The following is a 19,224-nucleotide window of genomic DNA, read 5'->3' on the forward strand; positions in this document are numbered from 1 at the left end:
TGTCGCAAAATGTTGAAATTTGATAGCATATATGGTATATTGTATAAAATATTCTAAATTTTTTATACATTTGCAGGTACCATTATAAACTAATTATCATTTTTTTATAATGTTATGATTATACCTATGCAATAAGGAATTATTAGTCCCATATTGAATAGGTGTTAAATTATATAACTATTTTATAGGAGGGTAATTTTCATAAACGGAAAATAGAGCAAGACAATTTTGCTAATAAAATTATAGTTCTTGTGAAAATTTATGTTATCTAACATTTTAGTATCGATAAATTTATATACAAAATGGAGGGGTGAAAATGTCAATTTATGATTATAAAGCAATTCAACAAAATGGAATTTCACGAAATTTCTTATTGACAGAGATGGTAGAATAGTTAAAAGATATGAACCAACAACTGAACCTTTCGCTATGTCGAAAGATATTGAACAGCTCTTATAGTTATCAAAACATAATAACATCCCAGTAATAGATAAATTTGAAACAGACGTAAATAATAAAAAAATCTATACTGGCAATGATGATGAAGAAGTCTTAAATTGTGAGGGAAAACCTTGTAACTTTGTATACGATGATAAACCGATAGAAAAAGAATAAAAAAAATATTTAAAGGGAGGTAGTTTTTATGTCTGAAAAAAAGATATTTACGAGGGAACAGGCTAAGGAAATAGGTGAAAACCTTGGTATAAACTGGAGCAAGTTTAGTACAGAACAATTTAGAATGGGACTTGACGTTGAACTTGAACATGGCACAATAGATCCACATACCAATGTTTCAAATAATGATTCATTAATTACAGGCAAAATTGCACTTGCACATTTGATAGAATTTCCTGACTACTATAACAGACTTGAAAAAATGGAAACTGAAGCAGCAAAATATTGGGAAAATAAATAATTTAACATAAAATAAAAAATATATAGAGGAGGCAAAAATAATGAGCATGATTACTATGAAAGATGGTACACAGATTTATTATAAAGACTGGGGCACAGGACAACCTGTTGTGTTTAGCCATGGTTGGCCACTCAATTCAGATAGTTGGGAGGCTCAAATGATGTTCTTAGCTTCAAACGGCTATCGCTGTATCGCTCATGATCGTCGTGGCCATGGACGATCGAGCCAACCTTGGATTGGTAACGAGATGAATACCTATGCAGACAATCTCTCGGAGCTCATCGAAACACTCGACTTAAAGAATGTTATCTTAGTTGGGTTCTCTGCGGGAGGTGGCGAAATTTCCCGATATATAGGTAGACACGGAACAAAACGTGTGGCCAAGGCAGCTCTTATATCATCTGTTCCACCATTTATGCTAAAAACAGCAAGCAATCCACTTGGCTTACCTATTGAGGTGTTCGATGAAATTCGCTCTAATTCCCTGGCAGACCGTTCGCAATTCTACAAAGATCTTGCCAGTGGTCCGTTCTTCGGAGCAAATAGACCTGGTTCAAAGGTATCACAGGGTATGATCGACTCGTTTTGGCTTCAAGGGATGCAAGCAGGTAGTAAAAATACATTTGATTGCATTAAGGCGTTCTCAGAAACAGATTTCACAGAAGATCTCAAGAAGTTTGACGTACCAACGTTAATCATTCACGGTGACGATGATCAAGTTGTGCCAATTGGTGCCGCAGGTCTCAGTTCATCAAAGTTGGTAAAGAATTCAATCCTAAAGATTTACAAGGGTGCACCCCACGGTCTGGCATACACTCATAAAGATAAGCTTAATGCCGATTTATTGGAATTCATTAAGATGTAGGATCGTTTTTATGATAATGGTATAAGAATACACTTATAAGTCATTTATAATATTAAATAAATTAAGAGGAGATGTTTTTATGGATATTTACGTTTGTTCAGTATGTGGTTACGAGTATGATCCAGCAACAGGAGATTCAGATGGTGGAATAGCCCCAGGCACTAAGTTTGAGGATATTCCAGAAGATTGGGTTTGTCCAGTATGTGGAGCTATAAAATCAAATTTTGAAAAAAAGAAATAACGTTTCTCAATAAATCAAACACAAAATTTAGGAGGTATAATTATGAATAAGATTAAAGAAGTTTATAAATGTAAAATTTGCGGTAATATAGTAGAGATTGTACATGCAGGTGATGGAGTTTTAGTTTGTTGTGGACAACCAATGATACAGCAAATTGAGAATACCGTGGATGCAGCGAAAGAAAAGCATGTGCCCGTTGTTGAAAAAGTTAAAGGTGGAGTTCTTGTTAAAGTTGGTGCTGCTCTACATCCCATGTTAGAAACACATTATATTGAATGGATAGAAATTCAAACTGCAAATAAAATGTACAGAAAACATCTAAATCCTGGCGATAAACCTGAAGCTATATTTCTTCTAGAAGAAGAGATTTTGAGTGCACGAGAATACTGTAATGTTCATGGATTATGGAAAGTATAGAATATTTCACTGAATTTAATTAAATATATACTTTATGATGAGGTTAAATGTTGAGAAAAGACATGAGGCTAGATACAGAAAACTATTAAAAACTAAATAGTGAAACTAATTGTTTTTTTAAAGAAATGAATAAAGCAGTGAATTAAACTCACAGCTTTAAACATTTCTTTAATTTTTATAAAATATCAGGTAAAATTCCAGTACACAAGAGAGGACTAAAGTAGCTTACTTTAGTCCTCTCTTATTGTAAAAGCTATTATTAAAGTGGAATTGTATTATTAACGACATTTTAATAAACATATAGTATAATCTAAATAGTATTAATTTAAATTAGATTAAAGAATACAATAAGTTTGAGAGTGTGATATTATGAATTTTTTAAGAAATATAGAAAAAGGAACTATAAATATTAAAAAAATAACAATAAAAAAAGCGTTTTTTATAATGATTCTAATGGTTTTATTAGAATCATTAGGACAAATACCTATCGTTATTATCAATATACTTTCTAAAAAATATTCTACTGCATTACCATATATAGACCTTGTAGCTGATGTAATAATTAAATTTTTTGTTATTACTCTTTTATTAAAATGGTATAGTAAAATATCCTATGATATGCCCCGTAAACAAGGTTTAGATAAGAAAAAATTTATTCATGTTGCTGTAATTATTATAGGTTTTCGTTTAGCTTACGATAATAGCTTAATATACTTAGTTGATAAGATACCTATGCCCAATTTTATAAGTCAAGCCTTTGGAGAAATGTCTATTTCACCTATTATTATGATACTTACCATTGCAGTTATAGCACCTATATATGAGGAAGTCATTTTTAGAGGAATACTTCTAAAGGGTATGGCAAACAAAATAAATCCAAACTTAGCACTTATAATATCCGCCTTAATTTTTGCATTAGTTCATATGAATATCCCCCAGGGCATAAACGCATTTTTATTAGGATTAATTATTGGAGCTATATACTTAAGCTCGAATTCAATATATTTATGTATATTTGCACACTTTATAAATAATTCTGTTGGAATTACAATTTCAGGCTCCTTCCAATTATTAAGTGGAAAGTATTCCATGATAATTCGTGGTATATTGTTTCTTGTAGGGATTACAATTTTAATTTTTGCTTATAGATGGTACACTCGAAAGAAACCAGGAGATACATTAGATATATACAAAGAATTTATAGAAAGATAATAAGCTAAACTAATCCTTGAAGAACAAGGAGAATGGAGTAATATTAGATGTTTCAATCACACTTAGGCGAAATGGCTGCACTTGCAACTGCATTATGTTGGACAATTACTGCTGTATCATTTGAAGCCGCAGGAAAAAAAGTCGGGTCGATATCAGTAAATTTAATAAGACTTATTATCGCATTTATATTAATATCAATTTATAATTTATTTTCTAGAGGAATGATCTTGCCAATAGATGCTTCCAGTTCTACCTGGTTATGGTTAACTTTTTCAGGAATAGTTGGTTTTGTTATAGGGGATTTATTTTTGTTTCAGGCATATGTTGAAGTTGGCGCACGTATATCAATGTTAATTATGTCAACGGTACCACCAATAACAGCGATTACAGGATTCCTTCTTATGGGTGAAAAAATCACGGTGCTCGGGCTTTCGGGCATGATAATAACTATTGTTGGTATCGCTCTTGTAATCCTGACTAAAAATCCAGGTAATAAAAAGGTAAGGTTATCCCATCCAATTAAGGGATTAGTATATGCTTTTATAGGTGCATTAGGGCAAGCTTTTGGTCTTGTTTTTAGTAAGTTTGGGATGGGATCATATGATCCGTTTGCTGCAACTCAAATTAGAATTATAGCAGCAATTATTGGGTTTTCAATTGTCATTTCTGTATTAAAGAAGTGGGGTGAGCTAGTTGTTGCGGTTAAAGATAGGCGGGCAATGAAATATATTTCTATTGGTTCACTATTTGGTCCATTTGTAGGAGTATCCCTCTCTTTACTAGCTGTTCAACATGCATCAACTGGAGTAGTTTCAACAATAACATCAATAACTCCAATACTACTAATACCTATTTCAATTATTGTATTTAAGGAAAGAATTGCTCCAAGAGAAATATTTGGAGCAGTTATAACTTTGTTAGGTATTTCACTTTTATTTATATAAGCAAATCACTGGTTTCATTCCTTTATTGTGACAAGGAGTTTTACTTTTGGCTCCTTGCTTGAATGTTAATTTCTCTGAATCACACCTTATTTTATATCCTCATCCTCTCTAACCGCTTCTTTTTATTTTCTATACACATTATATCCTATTTAACTTATTAAAGGGATTAATATGCGCCAAGGTGTATTCAAAAGAGCTAAAGGAACATGCTAATATCTTTTCTTCCACTTGAGCCTATTCCTAGTATCATACTATCCCTTCTTTTTCTTAATTACTTTTACCTTAACTCAAACAATTTTGAAACTCCATTTAATGATTTTGATTCCATATCTGTTTTAAATGGTAAGGCTTCCTTTTTACCATTTAAACGATTTATCCAAAATTAAATAATTTTAAAACCATCCGATATAAGCGAGTTAATTGTTATATAATGCTTTAAATGTTATAATAAAAATATATATTAACTGGGTAGTATTTTAAATATCTAAAATTTAAAGATACTAATATCTAGAATAAGTGAGGTGATTAAAATATTAGTAACATATAAAATTAAAATTAAATCTGATGCTATTAAAAGTTTAGTCAAAATGACACGCTCCAAAATCAAATGGAGAAAAAGACTTGAAGCGACTACTAAATTAAAAAAATTGAATTGTAATCAATCACCAATGATATTAACGAGATCAGCATTACATAATTTATTATTTAGTAGCTGTTTGTAAACGTTTTAACAATACGTATAATTATTAGCACTTAAATTAAGTGCTAATAACAGAGTTAGATTACTTAATACTCCATCATAATAGTACTGAGTACTACTCGATACATTTTTAATATTAAGGTGCTAGGTACTAGCACCTTAATATACTTAGTCCAAAATTAAGGCTTAGAAACTTGCCGGAACTATGGTTCAATAATTCCACTAACTTGAACAGGTTTCACCTACAACTACAACAGCCTTAGGATATTTATTTACCTCTTACCTTTTCTTGCTCTCTTTGTAAAACCATATTAGATAACATCATATAAAAATCTTGCTCTTGTTTACTCTTTGCCTTTCTAAATAAATCTTTTAATTGACTATATGATAAACTTAAAAAAATCTCATATATATCCTTATCTTTAATTTTCATATCTAATATCTCCAATTCAAACTATTTATATAATATTATATTCTCATAATCTTTATGCAAATATCTATATATTTTTACTCCTTCATAGAAATATCCCGCTTAAGCCTAATCCATAAATATAATCCTATTATGCAAGTTAATATTTCTGTTATAGTCATCGACCATATAACCCCATCTAAACCAAAAGTATATTTTCCTAAAACCATAATAGGAATTAATAATATTCCCTGCACTACAGACATTATGGTTGCCTCTTTACCTCTTCCAGCTCCTTGGAATATCCCTATAAAAAGACCAGTAATGCTAGCAAACAAAGCTGAAATAAGCAAAGCTATCAAAATGTATATACCCGTGTTTATTACATAAGTATTGTTGCTAAATAAACGTACTATTGATTCTCTGAAAATAAATATTATTAATGAAAATGCGAAAGTTAGGATTGCAATATAGGCTGCAGTAATCTTTATAATACTCTTCATTCGCTTTATATTCTTAGCTGCATATGCATAAGCAATTAAGGGAATAACTCCAATATATAAACCTTTAGCAGCAAACTGAGCAAGTTGGGCAATTCGCTGAGATATTCCAAATGCAGCAACAGCATAGTCGCCATAGTATGCTGAAAAATTATTTAGCAATAAAACGGAAATAATCATAAATGCATCTAATAAGAAAGAGGATATTCCTATCTTAAAATTTTCTCTGAAACCAATGACAAACCGATACCCTTCATGGAAGTGTGCAAATCTTTTCTTTCATGCGCCGGTCCATTTCGCATACCATTAACGACAACTACGTCTTTAACATCGAATTCCAGCATCTGAAACATTTTTTTCATATAATCATAATACGTCTGAAACAGGCTAGAATCAGGATTACCCTGATCAAACACAAGAATCATCTTTATCGCAGCACGTTCCTTGAATTGCGGATAAAATCGCGGATGGTTTGTTGCGGACAACCTGTCGACGAATATCTTCGCCTGGGCGCTCATCTGCCCCATGTAAACCGGCGAGCCTAGAACAAGAGCATCGACATCCTTAAGCTCTTCATAAAGTTTCTGCATATCGTCGCATATAACACAACCCCCGTCACCATTGTGGCAGCCCAAACAACCCTGGCACGGTTTGATATCAAGATCGTTGAAAGCCCAGACTTTAGTTTCGGCACCTTCTTCTTTCGCACCTTCTAGTATTTTGTTTACTATCCATGCAGTGTTGCCTTTTTTTCGCGGACTTCCGATAAATCCCATGACTTTCATTTTCTTTTCCATATAATGACCCTCCTTAAATTTTCAGTAGTGTAAATTCTTTTACACTACTTATTTGATTCTTTCTTTATATATTAACGGGTTATTCTGTAGATTGTTTATTGACTTAAATTTACACATTTAGAATTCTCACCTCTCTAAAAAAGTATTTATGTTTCCTTGGAAACATAAATACTCTATCATTTTATTGTTTCCTTGTCAACAATAAAATAGAGCTGCATCATACGCTCATGTTTCAGCGTTTTGATACAGCCCCATTTAGGCTACTTTTTGATACAACACCATTATTCAAAATCATTTTGATTTATTATATCTGCACCACCTTGTTTCTTTATTTCTGCATCCAAATGCCTGCTATACTTTTCCATGAAACTAAGCATGATATCAAATTGTTCCTCGGTTACCTGCTCAAATACGACTTTATCCCGCTCTTGAAACTCTTTGTGCAGTTCCCCATGGACTTTGTTAATTACTTTCCCTTGCTCAGTAAGCCTAAAATAGATTTCTTTCTTGTTATCCGGTTTCTGATAGCTTTCGATAATGCCCTTTTTTATGAGCTTTTTAGTTATTTTACTTATGGCACCCCTAGTCATATAAAAGTACTCCGCAAGTTTTGTCACATTGGAATCTACATTGCTTCCAATGTATTCGATGCAATGTACTTCAGAAGACTTATAACCCTTAAGACTGTCTTTCATCTTAAACTTATTAAGTGAAACCCTCTTGTTGAATAAGTCCCTGAAACCCATTATGACCTGTTCTTCTTTGTTCATGACCTATCCTCCCATACCTCATTTAAAAAAATATCAATTACCTCAACAAAATTTTATCTTTTGTTTACATTCATTATTATAACAGTTTCTTTATCACTCAACCTTGAATTGTAGCTAATGTTACACTTGTTGAAACTCCACTTTTTAAATCATATCCATTTATCACCAATGAGCTAATCGTACTAAAATCAATTCCCGCGTTTGCTGTTATTGTAAGCACACCATTATTAGCTTTAACTTGAGCAATATTAGATGAGAACGTCACATTGGTTCCATTGGTAACATCATTTCCATATTGGTCATATACACTATATAATGCATACCCAATATCTCCATGAGTTCCTATCTTTGTTGATATCACTTTAATTTTATCTATTTTTGAATTTACAGTATTAAATATTGAACTTGTTGTTGCTCCAGTTATGGTATCACTTAATGTAAGGGTGATTTTTTCATTAGTATCAGAAAACTTATATGTTATCGTACCTGTACCTGTTGATGGATCTAAGCTTGTTATGATTGAATTTCCAACTAGCTGTGATGCTGGAATTACTTGTGTAATATCACGACCATTTTTATTTATTACCTGATACTTGAAAGTGGCGGTGGTATCACTAGTCTTCGTTAATTCCTTTGTATCAAACATAAATTCAGATATAGGTGACGCCGCTTGTGCTTGTGCATCAGCTATATTGCCCTGAGCTATTTCTGTAGGAGTACTATTAATGGGTGCTGCAGCTTTTGAACTTAGCCCTATTGCTCCTTTGTTTTTAATACCTAATAGAACCATATAGTCTTTATCTATATAAGCAAAAGTTTCAAATGTTATAGTGCCTGTACCTGATAATGGATCGATGATTACTGATGAATATGAAGTAGCAGATCCCTCTATATCTAAAACTGTTTTAGTAATATCTATGCCATTTTCATCTAATACTCTGTATTTAAAAATAGCTGTGGTTTCTCCAGTCTTCGTTATAGCTGAAGTAAACTGAATAATCTTCATAGCTTTTAAAGTTACAGGAATTCCAGAAGTTTCTTTAACTGGTGTGCTTAAAGTACTTCCGATCCCTTGACCATTATTATATTTAATAGTCGAAATGTCTACAGAATCCTTATTAACTTGTTTTCCATCACTATTTTTTATCCAACCAGTTTCATCAGTTTTTATAAAAATATCACCTTTATTTTTAACTACTGTATCACTAATCAGCCTCGCATTCGTTGGATTATTTGCATACTCTAAAGTATACATATTATCTCCTATTACCACTGAGAAATTTGGAACATTGGTAAAACTATCTAACCCCAGTGCCATCACTGGCTTTGACAGTATAACTATCAATAACATAAACCCCATCATCATAATGCTTTTAAAATTTTTCATTAATAAAACACCCCTGTTTTTATATTTTTATGCATTTAAATAAAATTTCAATACAAGCTATTCAAATATGAATTTACAAAGAATAGTTTTATTGTTAATGATTACATAATACCACAACTTGTCCCATAAATTATAATTTTTAATTGAGAACACTAATGTTAAATTTAGATAATAAAATCATTGTAAATGCAGAGGACCTGACGTTTGCTTTTTTTGCAGGTCGCCAAGACACTTATCTCAATATAAAGGGAGAAAACTCAACACTCCACGTGTACTTACAATAGATGGAGAAGAAATTAACGCAGGCAACAAGAAAAATTAGCCTTATTAAACCCCAGGGGTATACAATTTGGTTTTTGTTAAAATCTTGGTTTTTATTTGATATGCTTCTTTTATAAATAAAAAAGGAAGTGTTAATTATGCAAAAAGACTATTTATTAGTAACCCAAGAATTAACGAAAATATTTAAAAAGGAATATGCAGTAGATGCTATTTCCATCTCAGTTCCGAAAAATCATATTTATGGATTACTAGGGGCTAATGGCGCAGGTAAATCTACCACATTAAAAATGATAACAGGACTATTAAAGCCAACTTCGGGTGAAATTAATTTTGATGGACATCCATGGAGCCGTAATGATTTAAAAAACATTGGTGCCTTGATTGAGCAGCCACCTATCTATGGGAATTTAACTGCACATGAAAATTTAAAAGTTCATACCACTCTTTTAGGATTACCAGATCACCGTATTTCCGAAGTATTAGAAATTGTAGATTTGACAAATACAGAAAAAAAGCAAGCCAAGCATTTTTCTATGGGAATGAAACAGCGTTTAGGAATTGCTACTGCAATTCTGAATCATCCTAAATTGTTGATTTTAGATGAGCCCACTAATGGGTTAGATCCCATTGGTATTCTTGACTTACGAAAATTAATAAAATCTTTTCCTGAGCAAGGAATCACTGTAATTTTATCCAGTCACGTTTTATCCGAAGTAGAACAGGTTATAGACTATGTTGGGATTATGAGCGGTGGCATCTTAGGTTATCAAGGTGAAATTAACGAGAATGAAGATTTGGAAACTTTGTTTATGAATGTTGCAGATAAAAATAATGAAAAAAGGAGCATTGCCAGATGAAAAAATATTTAATATCGGAAACATTAAAAACCAAGAGAACTATGCTCCGTAAATTAACAATTTTTATACCAATATTATCTGTGGCCCTTGCCTCTATTTTTGGTTTTTTAGGAGGCGATATCAAGAGCGCTGATATTACTTCGATTAATCATTGGTCATTATTATGGTTGCCAGCTTTAATTTCCTTACTTACAGGTATGTTTCATAAACTTGAACAAAATAGTACAGGTTACAAAACAATTTTTTCTTTTCCTATTAATTTAAGAAAAAGTTGGATATCTAAAATTATACTTTTATCATTATTCACTTTAGTATCCTCTGTTTTTTTAGGTATACTTATTCTTATATTAAACTTTACCATTATTAAGGCATCAACAAATGGGATCTTAATAATGGGACAACATTTGAGTAATGTCCCATTTTACAATTACTTTATAGCCATTATCATAAGTTGGTTGGTATCACTTTGGCAGATTCCTTTATGCTTATGGTTAAGTAAAAAAATAAACTTTTTTGTTTTACTATTTATAACTTGTGCAGCTAATTTAGAACTTGGCGCAGGAAAAGCTGCTTCTTCTTTGTGGTGGATGAATCCATGGACTTGGCCTTTGCGGTTACAATGTCCACTATTACACCTTCATCCAAATGGTCTTCCATTAGAATCAAACAGTACTTTATTAAACAGTGGAGTTATTCCAATAGGTATATTATTAGGTGTTTTTCTATTTTTAATTCTAACTTTTCTCACCAGCTTTTCATTTAAAAGAAGTGAGGTGCATTAATATGAGTGTATTTTGGCATAGTTATAAAGCAGAATTTTTTAAAAACAAACACAGTGTTTTTCTTTGGTCACATATTGTAATGCCTTTTCTTTTAGTTGCCATTATGACTTTTAGTCGCTTTGGCAAGTTGAGTAGTTTAGGCTTGTTTGTGATTTTTTTTAAGATGATTGGTTTTGCCTTTCCACTGCTTGCTGCAGCACTTTGTGGATTAATTGCAAGTCAAGAGAAACAGGCTGGAGATTATCAAATGATGATTGGTAAACTTCCACATAAAACAACTACTTTTATAAGCCAATTGTGCATGTTACTCACAATGTGTTTAGGTGCTATATTTTCAGCTATCCTGTTATTTATGATATCAATGAAATGGATATTACATGTAACTAACATCAATTATCTTTTATTTTTTAAAACAGGAGGATTGATATTTTTAAGCGTTATCTTCCTTTATAGTTTATATTTAATTTTAGCTTATCATTTCAATACAGGAGTTTGCACTATGGTCGGATTTTCTGGAGTTATCATTGTAGCTTTAGCTTCTACGAGTCAGGGAGATAGTATTTGGATGTTTTTACCTTGGGTCTGGTCTGTACGATTTATCGACTTTATAGTTGCACTTCGATTTAATGATTTAAGTAAAATACCACTGAAGTATATTTCTTACCCTCAAGGTGGGATGGATATAGGATTGATGTGTATGGGAGTAATGACAATTTTCTGCGTTGCTGTTTATATTTTTACATTTCATTTTTGGGAAGGTAGACAAAAATAATCAGAAAAAGTATTATGTAAATAATGGAGGTGAAAATATGGCGAAAATTTTAGCTGTGGACGATGATAAGCGAATTTTAAAATTGATAAAAAACGCTTTAGAAATCAACCAACATAATGTGGTTACATTACAAAATGCAGAAAATACTCCTATAGAAACCTTTTGTGGATATGATTTGATCTTACTGGATATAATGATGCCAGGAATAGACGGATTTAAACTTTGTGAGAAAATACGCCATACAGTAGATTGTCCAATTATTTTCTTAACAGCAAAAACAGAAGAATCAGCAATTGTTAGAGCTCTAATGCTTGGAGGTGACGATTATATAAAAAAACCCTTTGGAGTAATGGAACTCAACGCCCGTGTTGATGCATACCTACGGCGAGAAACCCGTGGAAAGCCCACGAGAAAGTTAGTGTATGACAATATTACAATTGACTTTGATAAAAAGGAGATTAGGGTTTGTAACAATCTTATTGCGTATACGAAAAATGAATACAACATTTGTGAGTTTTTAGCATTGAACAGAGGTAAAGTATTTACAAAGCAGGGAATTTTTGAAGCGATTTATGATTTTAGTAGCGATACCCAATTTTCAGTGATTACTGAATATATCCGATTAATCCGCAATAAATTCAAAGAATATAATTGTTTCCCTATTGAAACGGTTTGGGGAGTTGGATACATGTGGAAATAAAAAAAACATCCTTACAAGTTTATATTATTAAATTTATTTTTAAAATAGGATTTTCTTCTATAATGTTTTTATTTGTTATTTTACTTATTTTCAGTTATATGGGAAGTTCCGGCATTCTTCTATCAGCCAACCATTCACAGCGATTAGTAGAAAAGGCTAAAACAAATATAAAAAATGCTAAACAAGTAACTCCTCAATTAATACCCGAAAACTTAAAATATGTGATTTTAGATAAACAAACTTTAAAAACTATTAATGGTACTATGAATAAATCTGAAACCGAAAAAGCAAAAATTAATGTTAAGAATCATCAACTAGGAACTAATGTTTATGAGGTAATTGAGCGGCCAGAATCATACTGCGTCATTCATTACCAATTGATTGTCCAATTTGCGAATCCAATATTTCGAAGGCTAATACCTTATCCTGAGATAACTATCGTTGCAATTTTTGTTGTTATTTTATTAATTGCGCTATATGCTCTTTCTTTGCAATTTTCGAACAAAATAAAAAAAGAATTAAACAAATTTAGTTTGATCACCGAAAAGATTCAGCAGCAGGATCTTGATTTTGAAGTTCAGCCTACCTGTTTTGTAGAACATCAAAAGGTTATGAATTCCTTGGACAGTTTGCGTCATAATCTTAAAAAGTCCTTAACTTACCAATTTGAACAAGAAAAAAACAAGCAAGAACAGATTAGTTCATTGGCACATGACATTAAGATACCTATTACCATTATTAAAGGAAATGCAGAACTGTTGAGTCTTACACAAAAGGATGAAAAGGCATTAGACTACGCAAATGAAATCATAGAGGCAACAAGTGAAATCGAAGAATACACACAACTGTTGATTGATACTTCTCAAAACGATCAAATTTTCACCATGCATAAAGAAACAAACAATATAAATGAATTTCTAAATATAATTCAAAAGGATACACTTGCATCTATTGGGAATCGAGATATTCGTTTTGGGATTAATAACCACATGCCCAAAGAGGTAATATGGATCATTGATTATTCTTCAATGAAACGGACATTCATGAATATTATTATAAATGCACTTGAATATACTCCGAATGAAACATCATTAAATTTAGAGGTTTCTCTGAGAGATAATTTAGCTTCTTTTGTTATTACCGACTCTGGAAAAGGGTTTTCTTCTGAAGCCTTAAAAAAAGCTACAGAAATGTTTTATACAAATAATAAAAGCCGAAGTCAAACAGGACATTACGGTATCGGATTAGCTTTTGCTGATAAGGTAATTAAGGTTCATAATGGTACGCTTCGCATACAGAATGATATATATACAGGCGGTGGACAGATTGTAATATTATTGCCAGTAGAGCTCCGCAGGAGATGATTTAATTATTGACATTTGTTATAACCTAAAGTATAATAAAAAATATAGACCAGTCACTATAATTTATTAGAGAGGTATACCGATATGAATAATAAGGTAAATGTAAAAGAAAAATTTATAGAAACTGCATCAAGACTTTTTCAAATCAAGGGATATAACGCAACTGGGCTAAATGAGATTTTAGCAAAAAGTGGAGCACCAAAAGGATCATTATATTATCATTTTCCTAAAGGAAAAGAGCAACTTGCCTTAGAATCCGTAAAATTAGCAGGTCAAAAAATAATAACTAAAGTAATTAATGCATTAGACAGTATCGAAGATCCAATTGAAGCTATTAAATTTAATATAGAAAACATTGCAATACTAATTGATAATGAAAAAAGTACTCCAGATATTTCTATAAGCTTAATAGCTTTAGAGACATATATAACAAGTGAAATTTTAAGGAACGCTTGCGACGAGATATTTACTTCATTAGAAAATATATATGCAAAAAAATTAATCAACTCTGGAATTAGCAAAGATAAAGCATATGAATTAGGTTGTGTAATTGCTGCAATGGTAGAAGGCGGAATTACCTTATCACTTACAAAGAAAAATGGTGATTCACTTAGAATCCTAGCTAAACAAATACCTAATTTAATAAATATATAGTAATGGAATATGAAATTTAAATGATTTATTAATGCCTATTTTATAATAGGTGTTTTTTTAGGAGTTTATTATAAAGACTGGTCTAATAATAGGAGGAACGAAATTTATGGAAACAACAAAACCTACAAAAAAATTCAATTCAACCGCAATTATAGGCGTATTAGCCTTCAGCGCATTTTTAGCTGTATTTAATGAAACTATATTAAATGTAGCATTATCTCCTCTTATGAAGGAAATGAATGTTACAGCAGGAACGGTGCAATGGATAATTACTGCATACATGATAGTTGTATCAGTTATGGTGCCAATTACAGCGTTTCTAATTCAAACATTTGAAACAAAACATTTATTTTTAGGGGCAATGACATTACTTTTAGTCGGAACAATATGTGCAGCTTGTTCGAGCTCTTTTGCAATGTTACTTGTTTCAAGAATGTTACAAGCCTCGGGAACTGGAATGATGATTCCACTTTTAATGAATACAGTATTATTGGTAACCCCACCCGAAAAGCATGGAGCGGCTATGGGAATTTGTGGTTGTGTAATTTCAATTGGGCCCGCACTTGGACCAACGGTTTCAGGAATCCTATTACAATTTTTTAGTTGGCATGCATTATTTATAATGCTAATACCACTTATACTAATAGCTATGATTTTAGGTTCAATTTATTTAGTTAATGTGTCAACTCTAACAAAACCTAAGATAGATTTTATATCAATCATATTATCAAGCCTCGGAATTGGTGGAGTTATATATGGTATAAGTAGTTTTAGTGGTGATGGAAATATGAAGATTATTAGTTTAATTTTTATTGTTGGAATAATATCATTAATTATATTTGTTAAACGTCAATTGTCTTTAAAAGAACCAATGTTAGAAATGCGTATATTTAAATATCCTTTATTTTCAGTAGGGGTAGTACTTGTTATGTTAACAATGATGACAATGTTCACTATGAACGTAATGTTACCTATGTTCCTTCAAGGAGCCCTTAAAACAACAACTTTTGTAGCCGCTATGGTATTACTTCCAGCATCACTTGCTTGTGGAATTGTAACTCCAATAGGCGGAAAAATTTATGATAAATTTGGAGTGAAAGTACTAATACCAGTAGGTTTTACTATAATCCTTGTGGCATTATTCGTTTTATCACGTTCAAATAGTGATACATCTCTTATTAAGATTATGGTTTCATATATAGTAGTCTGCATTGGGGTTGGGCTTACAATGTCACCTTGTCAAACGAGTTCTCTTAACCAACTACCAAAAGAAGCTTACCCACATGGAATAGCGGTTATGAATACCCTTCAACAAATATCAGCAGCACTTGGCTCCTCATTATTTATTGGTATTATGTCAGCTTCCCAGCTAAAAGCCTTAAATAATTCAGCTTCCGAGCAAATTGCAGTAGCTACTGGATTTCAGTCAAGTGCAACAGTCGCAGTAATATTTGTTTTAGTAGGACTTTGTTTATCCTTTACTTTAAAATTTGGAAATAAGAATTCTCGTTCAACCTCTGATTTAAGCCTAGAAAACGAAAAAGCGAGCGGTCTTTAATTTAAATATCATATATAATGAGGAGGATAAAAAATGAAAATTTTAGGTATTTCAGGTGGAAGAAAAGATGGCAATAATGATTCAATGTGTAAAGAAGCTTTGATGGCTGCAAAGGAAATGGGTGCAGAGGTTGAATTTATTCATTTATTAGATTTGGATATAAAATATTGTATTGGGTGCACAGCATGTGTTGCCTCACTTATGACAGGAAAAGGAAATATGTGTGTATTAAAAGATGATTTTGATTGGTTACTAAACAAGATGTTAGATGCAGATGGAGTAATTTTTACAAATCCAATTTTCTGTAAAGGGACTCCAAGTTTATTCCTTACAATTAGAGACCGTTTTGGACCAAGAATGGATAGAGGTAATAATGTTATAGCAACTAAAATTGCAAAAGCAACAGGAAGCAAAGCACCAGATCCAAGAATATTAAAAGATAAAGTGATTTCTTATATAGGGTTTGGTGGTTCAGACTGGGTTACAAGATTTCAATGTGACTGTGCAATACAAGCATTAACTCCTATGTGGAAAGTTATAGATAACGAAGTATTTCCTTGGTCTACAGGTATTATTATAGATAATGATAAAGTTACACGAGTACATGAAATAGGTATGAATCTTGCAAAAGCTGCAAAAGATATTGCAAATGCTTCTTATAAAGGAGAGGAAGGAGTTTGTCCACATTGTCATAGTAGAAACTTCTATTTAGATAGAGAATCTACACATGCAATTTGCTGTATGTGTGGTATTGAAGGTGATGTTAAAATTATAGATGGTAAAGTAAGATTTGAATTCCCAAATGAGCAATTAGAACACGCTCATGATACTTTATCTGGAAAACTTATTCATGTAGAGGATATCAAAAATACTGTTGCTATAAGCATGGAATTAAAGAAATCAGATGATTATAAACAACGTTTAGAAAACTATAAGGAATTTATTACGGCAACTAAACCAGAAAAATAAAACATTATTTTTTCAGATATTGATTTGCTCACCTTTCCGGTAACAGGTTAAATAATAAAATTTTTTCACCGGAAAGGATAATATTTTTTTCTTCAATAATTGCCATGACTCCTAATAGGAAGAAGTAAATTAACAAACCGATCAATGGAGCCCTTTTTCTATTAACGACGTTCATTATGCTGAATATTTATTATTTTTGATTGTTTTTGTCCATATAGTCTACTAGTATTGGTCGATCAAGTTTAAAAGGTTTAGTATTCTCAGAATCATTATTTGCGACTTCTGCATTAACCGGATCTATTTTCTCTACTGCATGTAACTTTTTAATCTTCTTTAACTTCTTAATCTTTTGAAATATCTTCATGTTTTCCCCTATCAATCATTATTTTAAGCTATTTTTTTATATTTTGGCCTTCCATTCGTCCATTAAATCACTAATGTGTATACCTATCATATCAGACTTTTCACTTAATATCATTATAGAAAAAATGTTAAATGAACAGGTTTGGATAAAAGCCTGTGTAATTTTATGCTAAAAACAGTTATATTTGACATGGATTGAGTAATTATTGAACTTAGAAAAATATAACTCCATATCATTAGTCTCCTTTTTATTAGTACCTTACATTAAAGTGCATACTATCATTAATGTCCTACTAATTATATAATATATGTGAAGATGCTTTACCAAGTAAAATAATTATTAGGAACCTATAATAGAGTCTGATGTAGTAAACAAGGAGGATCGATATGAAAAATTTATTTGAGAAAACAACCGTTAATAATATGCAGGTTAAAAACAGATTTATTAGAGCGGCTACTTGGGATGAAATGGCAGAAGATGATGGTCATATAAATAACGCATTTATTCAGCGATATGAGAATCTAGCAAAGGGAGGCGTTGGATTAATACTAACCGGATATGCATTTATATCAAAGGATGAGAAACCTAATCCTGGCATGTCTGGAATTTATGATGATTCTTTTATTGAAGAATATAAAATTTTAGTATATAAAGTACATAAATATGAAACTAAGATTGCAATGCAGATAGTATATGGAGGCTCACAAAACGAGCATGCAAATGCCAGTGAAATGTACATATATGGACCTTCAGCTATTAAAAACATAGTAAGTGGAATTACACCAAAGGAAGCTACAAAAGCTGATATAAAAGTAATTGTTGCCAAATTTGGTGATGCGGCGGTGAGAGTAAAAAAAGCTGGTTTTGATGCTGTAGAAATTCATGCAGCCCATGGATATTTATTAAGCCAATTTTTAACACCTTATTATAATAGAAGAACCGATGAATATGGTGGAGATATACATAACAGAGCAAGAATAATTTATGAAGTAATAGCGGAAATAAGAAAAAGAGTTGGCAGGGATTACCCAATTATGATAAAAATTAATTTTGATGACTTTATGGATAAAAATCAAGGCCTTAGCAAAGAGGAATCTATAGAAGTTTTTAAGAGAATTGATAAACTAGGAATAGATATGATTGAACCTAGTGCAGTTAACCTATCTTCTGGAGAAGGTAAAGTTCCATTTTTAAAAGGAATTAATACTGTAGATAAACAATCATATTTTAAAGAAGCTGTAATGAATATTGCAAGTGTTGTAAATGCCAAAGTAATCCTAGTTGGAGGAAATAAGAATATGGATTTAATGAATGAGATTTTAAATACTACGCAAATTCAATATTTCTCATTATCTAGAACTTTACTCTGTGAGCCAGATTTAATTAATAAATGGAGGGATAACAAAGATTATAAGCCTAAATGTATTTCTTGTAATAAATGTTGGGACGAGATACCAAATTCTTGCATTTTTAATAGATAAGTAAGATACTAAAATAATTATTTATCATAAAACAACCTCTCATAATGTCATATTCATATTTCCCTCCATGAGGGTGTTTATTTAAATACAAAATATTTACAATTTGTTATTTATTTTGGTATAAAATATTAACATTGAATTGATATAATTATTATATTAAAGGAGCCCCCTTTGAACTGCCCCCTGTCAAGTAGACAGTGGAAATAATTAAAGATTTCAAGCAAGGCGTCTATCATTTGGTAGGCGCTTTGTTTATGCTGCATTACCTAATAGATATCGCTGA

The 19,224-nt window shown here is 31.5% G+C and carries 21 protein-coding genes and 1 pseudogene; 16 read left to right on the plus strand and 6 right to left on the minus strand.

Annotated elements, in window-relative coordinates; genetic code table 11:
* Window positions 1-339: 339 nt before the first annotated feature.
* The 7 genes and pseudogenes from KPL44_RS25425 to KPL44_RS16710 form a co-directional block, all read left to right on the plus strand.
* Window positions 340-459 (plus strand): annotated as a pseudogene (locus KPL44_RS25425) (glutathione peroxidase); the annotation flags it as partial.
* A 184-nt stretch (window positions 460-643) separates the two neighbouring features.
* Complete coding sequence (locus KPL44_RS16685) at window positions 644-916, plus strand: DUF5661 family protein (RefSeq protein ID WP_216252535.1); 273 nt, start codon at window positions 644-646, stop codon at window positions 914-916.
* Window positions 917-956: 40 nt separating this feature from the next.
* Window positions 957-1,781, plus strand: a complete 825-nt coding sequence (locus tag KPL44_RS16690; RefSeq protein WP_216252536.1) for an alpha/beta fold hydrolase — start codon at window positions 957-959, stop codon at window positions 1,779-1,781.
* 79 nt (window positions 1,782-1,860) lie between these two features.
* Complete coding sequence (gene rd, locus KPL44_RS16695) at window positions 1,861-2,022, plus strand: rubredoxin (RefSeq protein ID WP_216252537.1); 162 nt, start codon at window positions 1,861-1,863, stop codon at window positions 2,020-2,022.
* Window positions 2,023-2,064: 42 nt separating this feature from the next.
* A complete protein-coding gene (locus KPL44_RS16700) occupies window positions 2,065-2,439 on the plus strand; it encodes a desulfoferrodoxin (protein WP_216252538.1) in 375 nt (124 codons plus the stop codon).
* 369 nt (window positions 2,440-2,808) lie between these two features.
* Entirely contained in the window at window positions 2,809-3,651 is an 843-nt protein-coding gene (locus KPL44_RS16705; protein ID WP_216252540.1) for a CPBP family intramembrane glutamic endopeptidase, read from the plus strand.
* 47 nt (window positions 3,652-3,698) lie between these two features.
* Entirely contained in the window at window positions 3,699-4,595 is an 897-nt protein-coding gene (locus KPL44_RS16710) for a DMT family transporter (RefSeq protein ID WP_216252542.1), read from the plus strand.
* A 968-nt stretch (window positions 4,596-5,563) separates the two neighbouring features.
* Here the strand turns inward: KPL44_RS16710 and KPL44_RS16715 are convergent.
* From KPL44_RS16715 to KPL44_RS16735, 5 genes are all read right to left on the minus strand, one after another.
* Window positions 5,564-5,728, minus strand: coding sequence for a hypothetical protein (locus KPL44_RS16715; protein WP_216252544.1), 165 nt, complete (start codon window positions 5,726-5,728; stop codon window positions 5,564-5,566).
* A 74-nt stretch (window positions 5,729-5,802) separates the two neighbouring features.
* The gene (locus KPL44_RS16720; RefSeq protein WP_216252545.1) at window positions 5,803-6,384 is read right to left on the minus strand and encodes an MATE family efflux transporter; all 582 of its coding nucleotides are present in this window, start codon (window positions 6,382-6,384) and stop codon (window positions 5,803-5,805) included.
* A gap of 29 nt (window positions 6,385-6,413) precedes the next feature.
* Window positions 6,414-6,989 carry a flavodoxin family protein gene (locus tag KPL44_RS16725; protein ID WP_216252585.1) on the minus strand — a complete coding sequence of 192 codons (576 nt, stop codon included), beginning with the start codon at window positions 6,987-6,989 and terminating at the stop codon, window positions 6,414-6,416.
* 293 nt (window positions 6,990-7,282) lie between these two features.
* The gene (locus KPL44_RS16730; RefSeq protein ID WP_216252547.1) at window positions 7,283-7,771 is read right to left on the minus strand and encodes a MarR family transcriptional regulator; all 489 of its coding nucleotides are present in this window, start codon (window positions 7,769-7,771) and stop codon (window positions 7,283-7,285) included.
* 97 nt (window positions 7,772-7,868) lie between these two features.
* Window positions 7,869-9,158, minus strand: a complete 1,290-nt coding sequence (locus KPL44_RS16735; protein WP_216252550.1) for a hypothetical protein — start codon at window positions 9,156-9,158, stop codon at window positions 7,869-7,871.
* Window positions 9,159-9,577: 419 nt separating this feature from the next.
* Here KPL44_RS16735 and KPL44_RS16745 point away from each other — a divergent pair, with 419 nt between their 5' ends.
* The 8 genes from KPL44_RS16745 (at window position 9,578) to KPL44_RS16780 (ending at window position 17,096) form a co-directional block, all read left to right on the plus strand.
* Window positions 9,578-10,297: a lantibiotic protection ABC transporter ATP-binding protein gene (locus KPL44_RS16745; protein WP_216252554.1), complete on the plus strand. Its 720-nt coding sequence runs from the start codon at window positions 9,578-9,580 to the stop codon at window positions 10,295-10,297.
* Complete coding sequence (locus KPL44_RS16750) at window positions 10,294-11,079, plus strand: lantibiotic immunity ABC transporter MutE/EpiE family permease subunit (protein ID WP_216252557.1); 786 nt, start codon at window positions 10,294-10,296, stop codon at window positions 11,077-11,079. The genes KPL44_RS16745 and KPL44_RS16750 overlap by 4 nt, the downstream gene beginning before the upstream one ends.
* 1 nt (window position 11,080) lies before the next feature.
* Window positions 11,081-11,851: a lantibiotic immunity ABC transporter MutG family permease subunit gene (locus KPL44_RS16755; RefSeq protein WP_216252559.1), complete on the plus strand. Its 771-nt coding sequence runs from the start codon at window positions 11,081-11,083 to the stop codon at window positions 11,849-11,851.
* Window positions 11,852-11,888: 37 nt separating this feature from the next.
* Complete coding sequence (locus tag KPL44_RS16760) at window positions 11,889-12,551, plus strand: response regulator transcription factor (protein WP_216252561.1); 663 nt, start codon at window positions 11,889-11,891, stop codon at window positions 12,549-12,551.
* Window positions 12,542-13,915, plus strand: coding sequence for a sensor histidine kinase (locus KPL44_RS26080; protein ID WP_216252563.1), 1,374 nt, complete (start codon window positions 12,542-12,544; stop codon window positions 13,913-13,915). The genes KPL44_RS16760 and KPL44_RS26080 overlap by 10 nt, the downstream gene beginning before the upstream one ends.
* An 84-nt stretch (window positions 13,916-13,999) precedes the next feature.
* A complete protein-coding gene (locus KPL44_RS16770; protein ID WP_216252565.1) occupies window positions 14,000-14,569 on the plus strand; it encodes a TetR/AcrR family transcriptional regulator in 570 nt (189 codons plus the stop codon).
* Between the two features lie 106 nt (window positions 14,570-14,675).
* Entirely contained in the window at window positions 14,676-16,127 is a 1,452-nt protein-coding gene (locus KPL44_RS16775; protein WP_216252567.1) for an MDR family MFS transporter, read from the plus strand.
* Between the two features lie 33 nt (window positions 16,128-16,160).
* Window positions 16,161-17,096, plus strand: coding sequence for a flavodoxin family protein (locus tag KPL44_RS16780; protein ID WP_216252568.1), 936 nt, complete (start codon window positions 16,161-16,163; stop codon window positions 17,094-17,096).
* A 190-nt stretch (window positions 17,097-17,286) separates the two neighbouring features.
* Here the strand turns inward: KPL44_RS16780 and KPL44_RS16785 are convergent, their stop codons facing one another.
* Window positions 17,287-17,460, minus strand: a complete 174-nt coding sequence (locus KPL44_RS16785) for a hypothetical protein (protein WP_216252570.1) — start codon at window positions 17,458-17,460, stop codon at window positions 17,287-17,289.
* 386 nt (window positions 17,461-17,846) lie between these two features.
* On the opposite strand from KPL44_RS16785, the gene KPL44_RS16790 reads away from it, so the two are divergent.
* Window positions 17,847-18,941, plus strand: coding sequence for an NADH:flavin oxidoreductase (locus KPL44_RS16790; protein WP_216252572.1), 1,095 nt, complete (start codon window positions 17,847-17,849; stop codon window positions 18,939-18,941).
* Window positions 18,942-19,224: the final 283 nt, after the last annotated feature.

The sequence above is a fragment of the Clostridium sp. DSM 17811 genome, assembly GCF_018861905.1.
Classification (GTDB): Bacteria; Bacillota; Clostridia; order Clostridiales; family Clostridiaceae; genus Clostridium_AD; species Clostridium_AD frigoriphilum.

Excerpts from the sequence above, each read along its gene's own strand:
- KPL44_RS16725 (WP_216252585.1), bottom strand. The coding sequence starts at position 6,989 with ATGAAAGTCATGGGATTTATCGGAAGTCCGCGAAAAAAAGGCAACACT.
- KPL44_RS16730 (WP_216252547.1), bottom strand. The coding sequence starts at position 7,771 with ATGAACAAAGAAGAACAGGTCATAATGGGTTTCAGGGACTTATTCAAC.
- KPL44_RS16780 (WP_216252568.1), top strand. The coding sequence starts at position 16,161 with ATGAAAATTTTAGGTATTTCAGGTGGAAGAAAAGATGGCAATAATGAT.
- KPL44_RS16745 (WP_216252554.1), top strand. The coding sequence starts at position 9,578 with ATGCAAAAAGACTATTTATTAGTAACCCAAGAATTAACGAAAATATTT.
- KPL44_RS16715 (WP_216252544.1), bottom strand. The coding sequence starts at position 5,728 with ATGAAAATTAAAGATAAGGATATATATGAGATTTTTTTAAGTTTATCA.
- KPL44_RS16750 (WP_216252557.1), top strand. The coding sequence starts at position 10,294 with ATGAAAAAATATTTAATATCGGAAACATTAAAAACCAAGAGAACTATG.
- KPL44_RS16690 (WP_216252536.1), top strand. The coding sequence starts at position 957 with ATGAGCATGATTACTATGAAAGATGGTACACAGATTTATTATAAAGAC.
- KPL44_RS16775 (WP_216252567.1), top strand. The coding sequence starts at position 14,676 with ATGGAAACAACAAAACCTACAAAAAAATTCAATTCAACCGCAATTATA.
- KPL44_RS16700 (WP_216252538.1), top strand. The coding sequence starts at position 2,065 with ATGAATAAGATTAAAGAAGTTTATAAATGTAAAATTTGCGGTAATATA.
- KPL44_RS16685 (WP_216252535.1), top strand. The coding sequence starts at position 644 with ATGTCTGAAAAAAAGATATTTACGAGGGAACAGGCTAAGGAAATAGGT.
- KPL44_RS16760 (WP_216252561.1), top strand. The coding sequence starts at position 11,889 with ATGGCGAAAATTTTAGCTGTGGACGATGATAAGCGAATTTTAAAATTG.
- rd (WP_216252537.1), top strand. The coding sequence starts at position 1,861 with ATGGATATTTACGTTTGTTCAGTATGTGGTTACGAGTATGATCCAGCA.
- KPL44_RS16770 (WP_216252565.1), top strand. The coding sequence starts at position 14,000 with ATGAATAATAAGGTAAATGTAAAAGAAAAATTTATAGAAACTGCATCA.
- KPL44_RS16720 (WP_216252545.1), bottom strand. The coding sequence starts at position 6,384 with ATGATTATTTCCGTTTTATTGCTAAATAATTTTTCAGCATACTATGGC.
- KPL44_RS16785 (WP_216252570.1), bottom strand. The coding sequence starts at position 17,460 with ATGAAGATATTTCAAAAGATTAAGAAGTTAAAGAAGATTAAAAAGTTA.
- KPL44_RS16705 (WP_216252540.1), top strand. The coding sequence starts at position 2,809 with ATGAATTTTTTAAGAAATATAGAAAAAGGAACTATAAATATTAAAAAA.
- KPL44_RS16755 (WP_216252559.1), top strand. The coding sequence starts at position 11,081 with ATGAGTGTATTTTGGCATAGTTATAAAGCAGAATTTTTTAAAAACAAA.
- KPL44_RS16790 (WP_216252572.1), top strand. The coding sequence starts at position 17,847 with ATGAAAAATTTATTTGAGAAAACAACCGTTAATAATATGCAGGTTAAA.
- KPL44_RS16735 (WP_216252550.1), bottom strand. The coding sequence starts at position 9,158 with ATGAAAAATTTTAAAAGCATTATGATGATGGGGTTTATGTTATTGATA.
- KPL44_RS16710 (WP_216252542.1), top strand. The coding sequence starts at position 3,699 with ATGTTTCAATCACACTTAGGCGAAATGGCTGCACTTGCAACTGCATTA.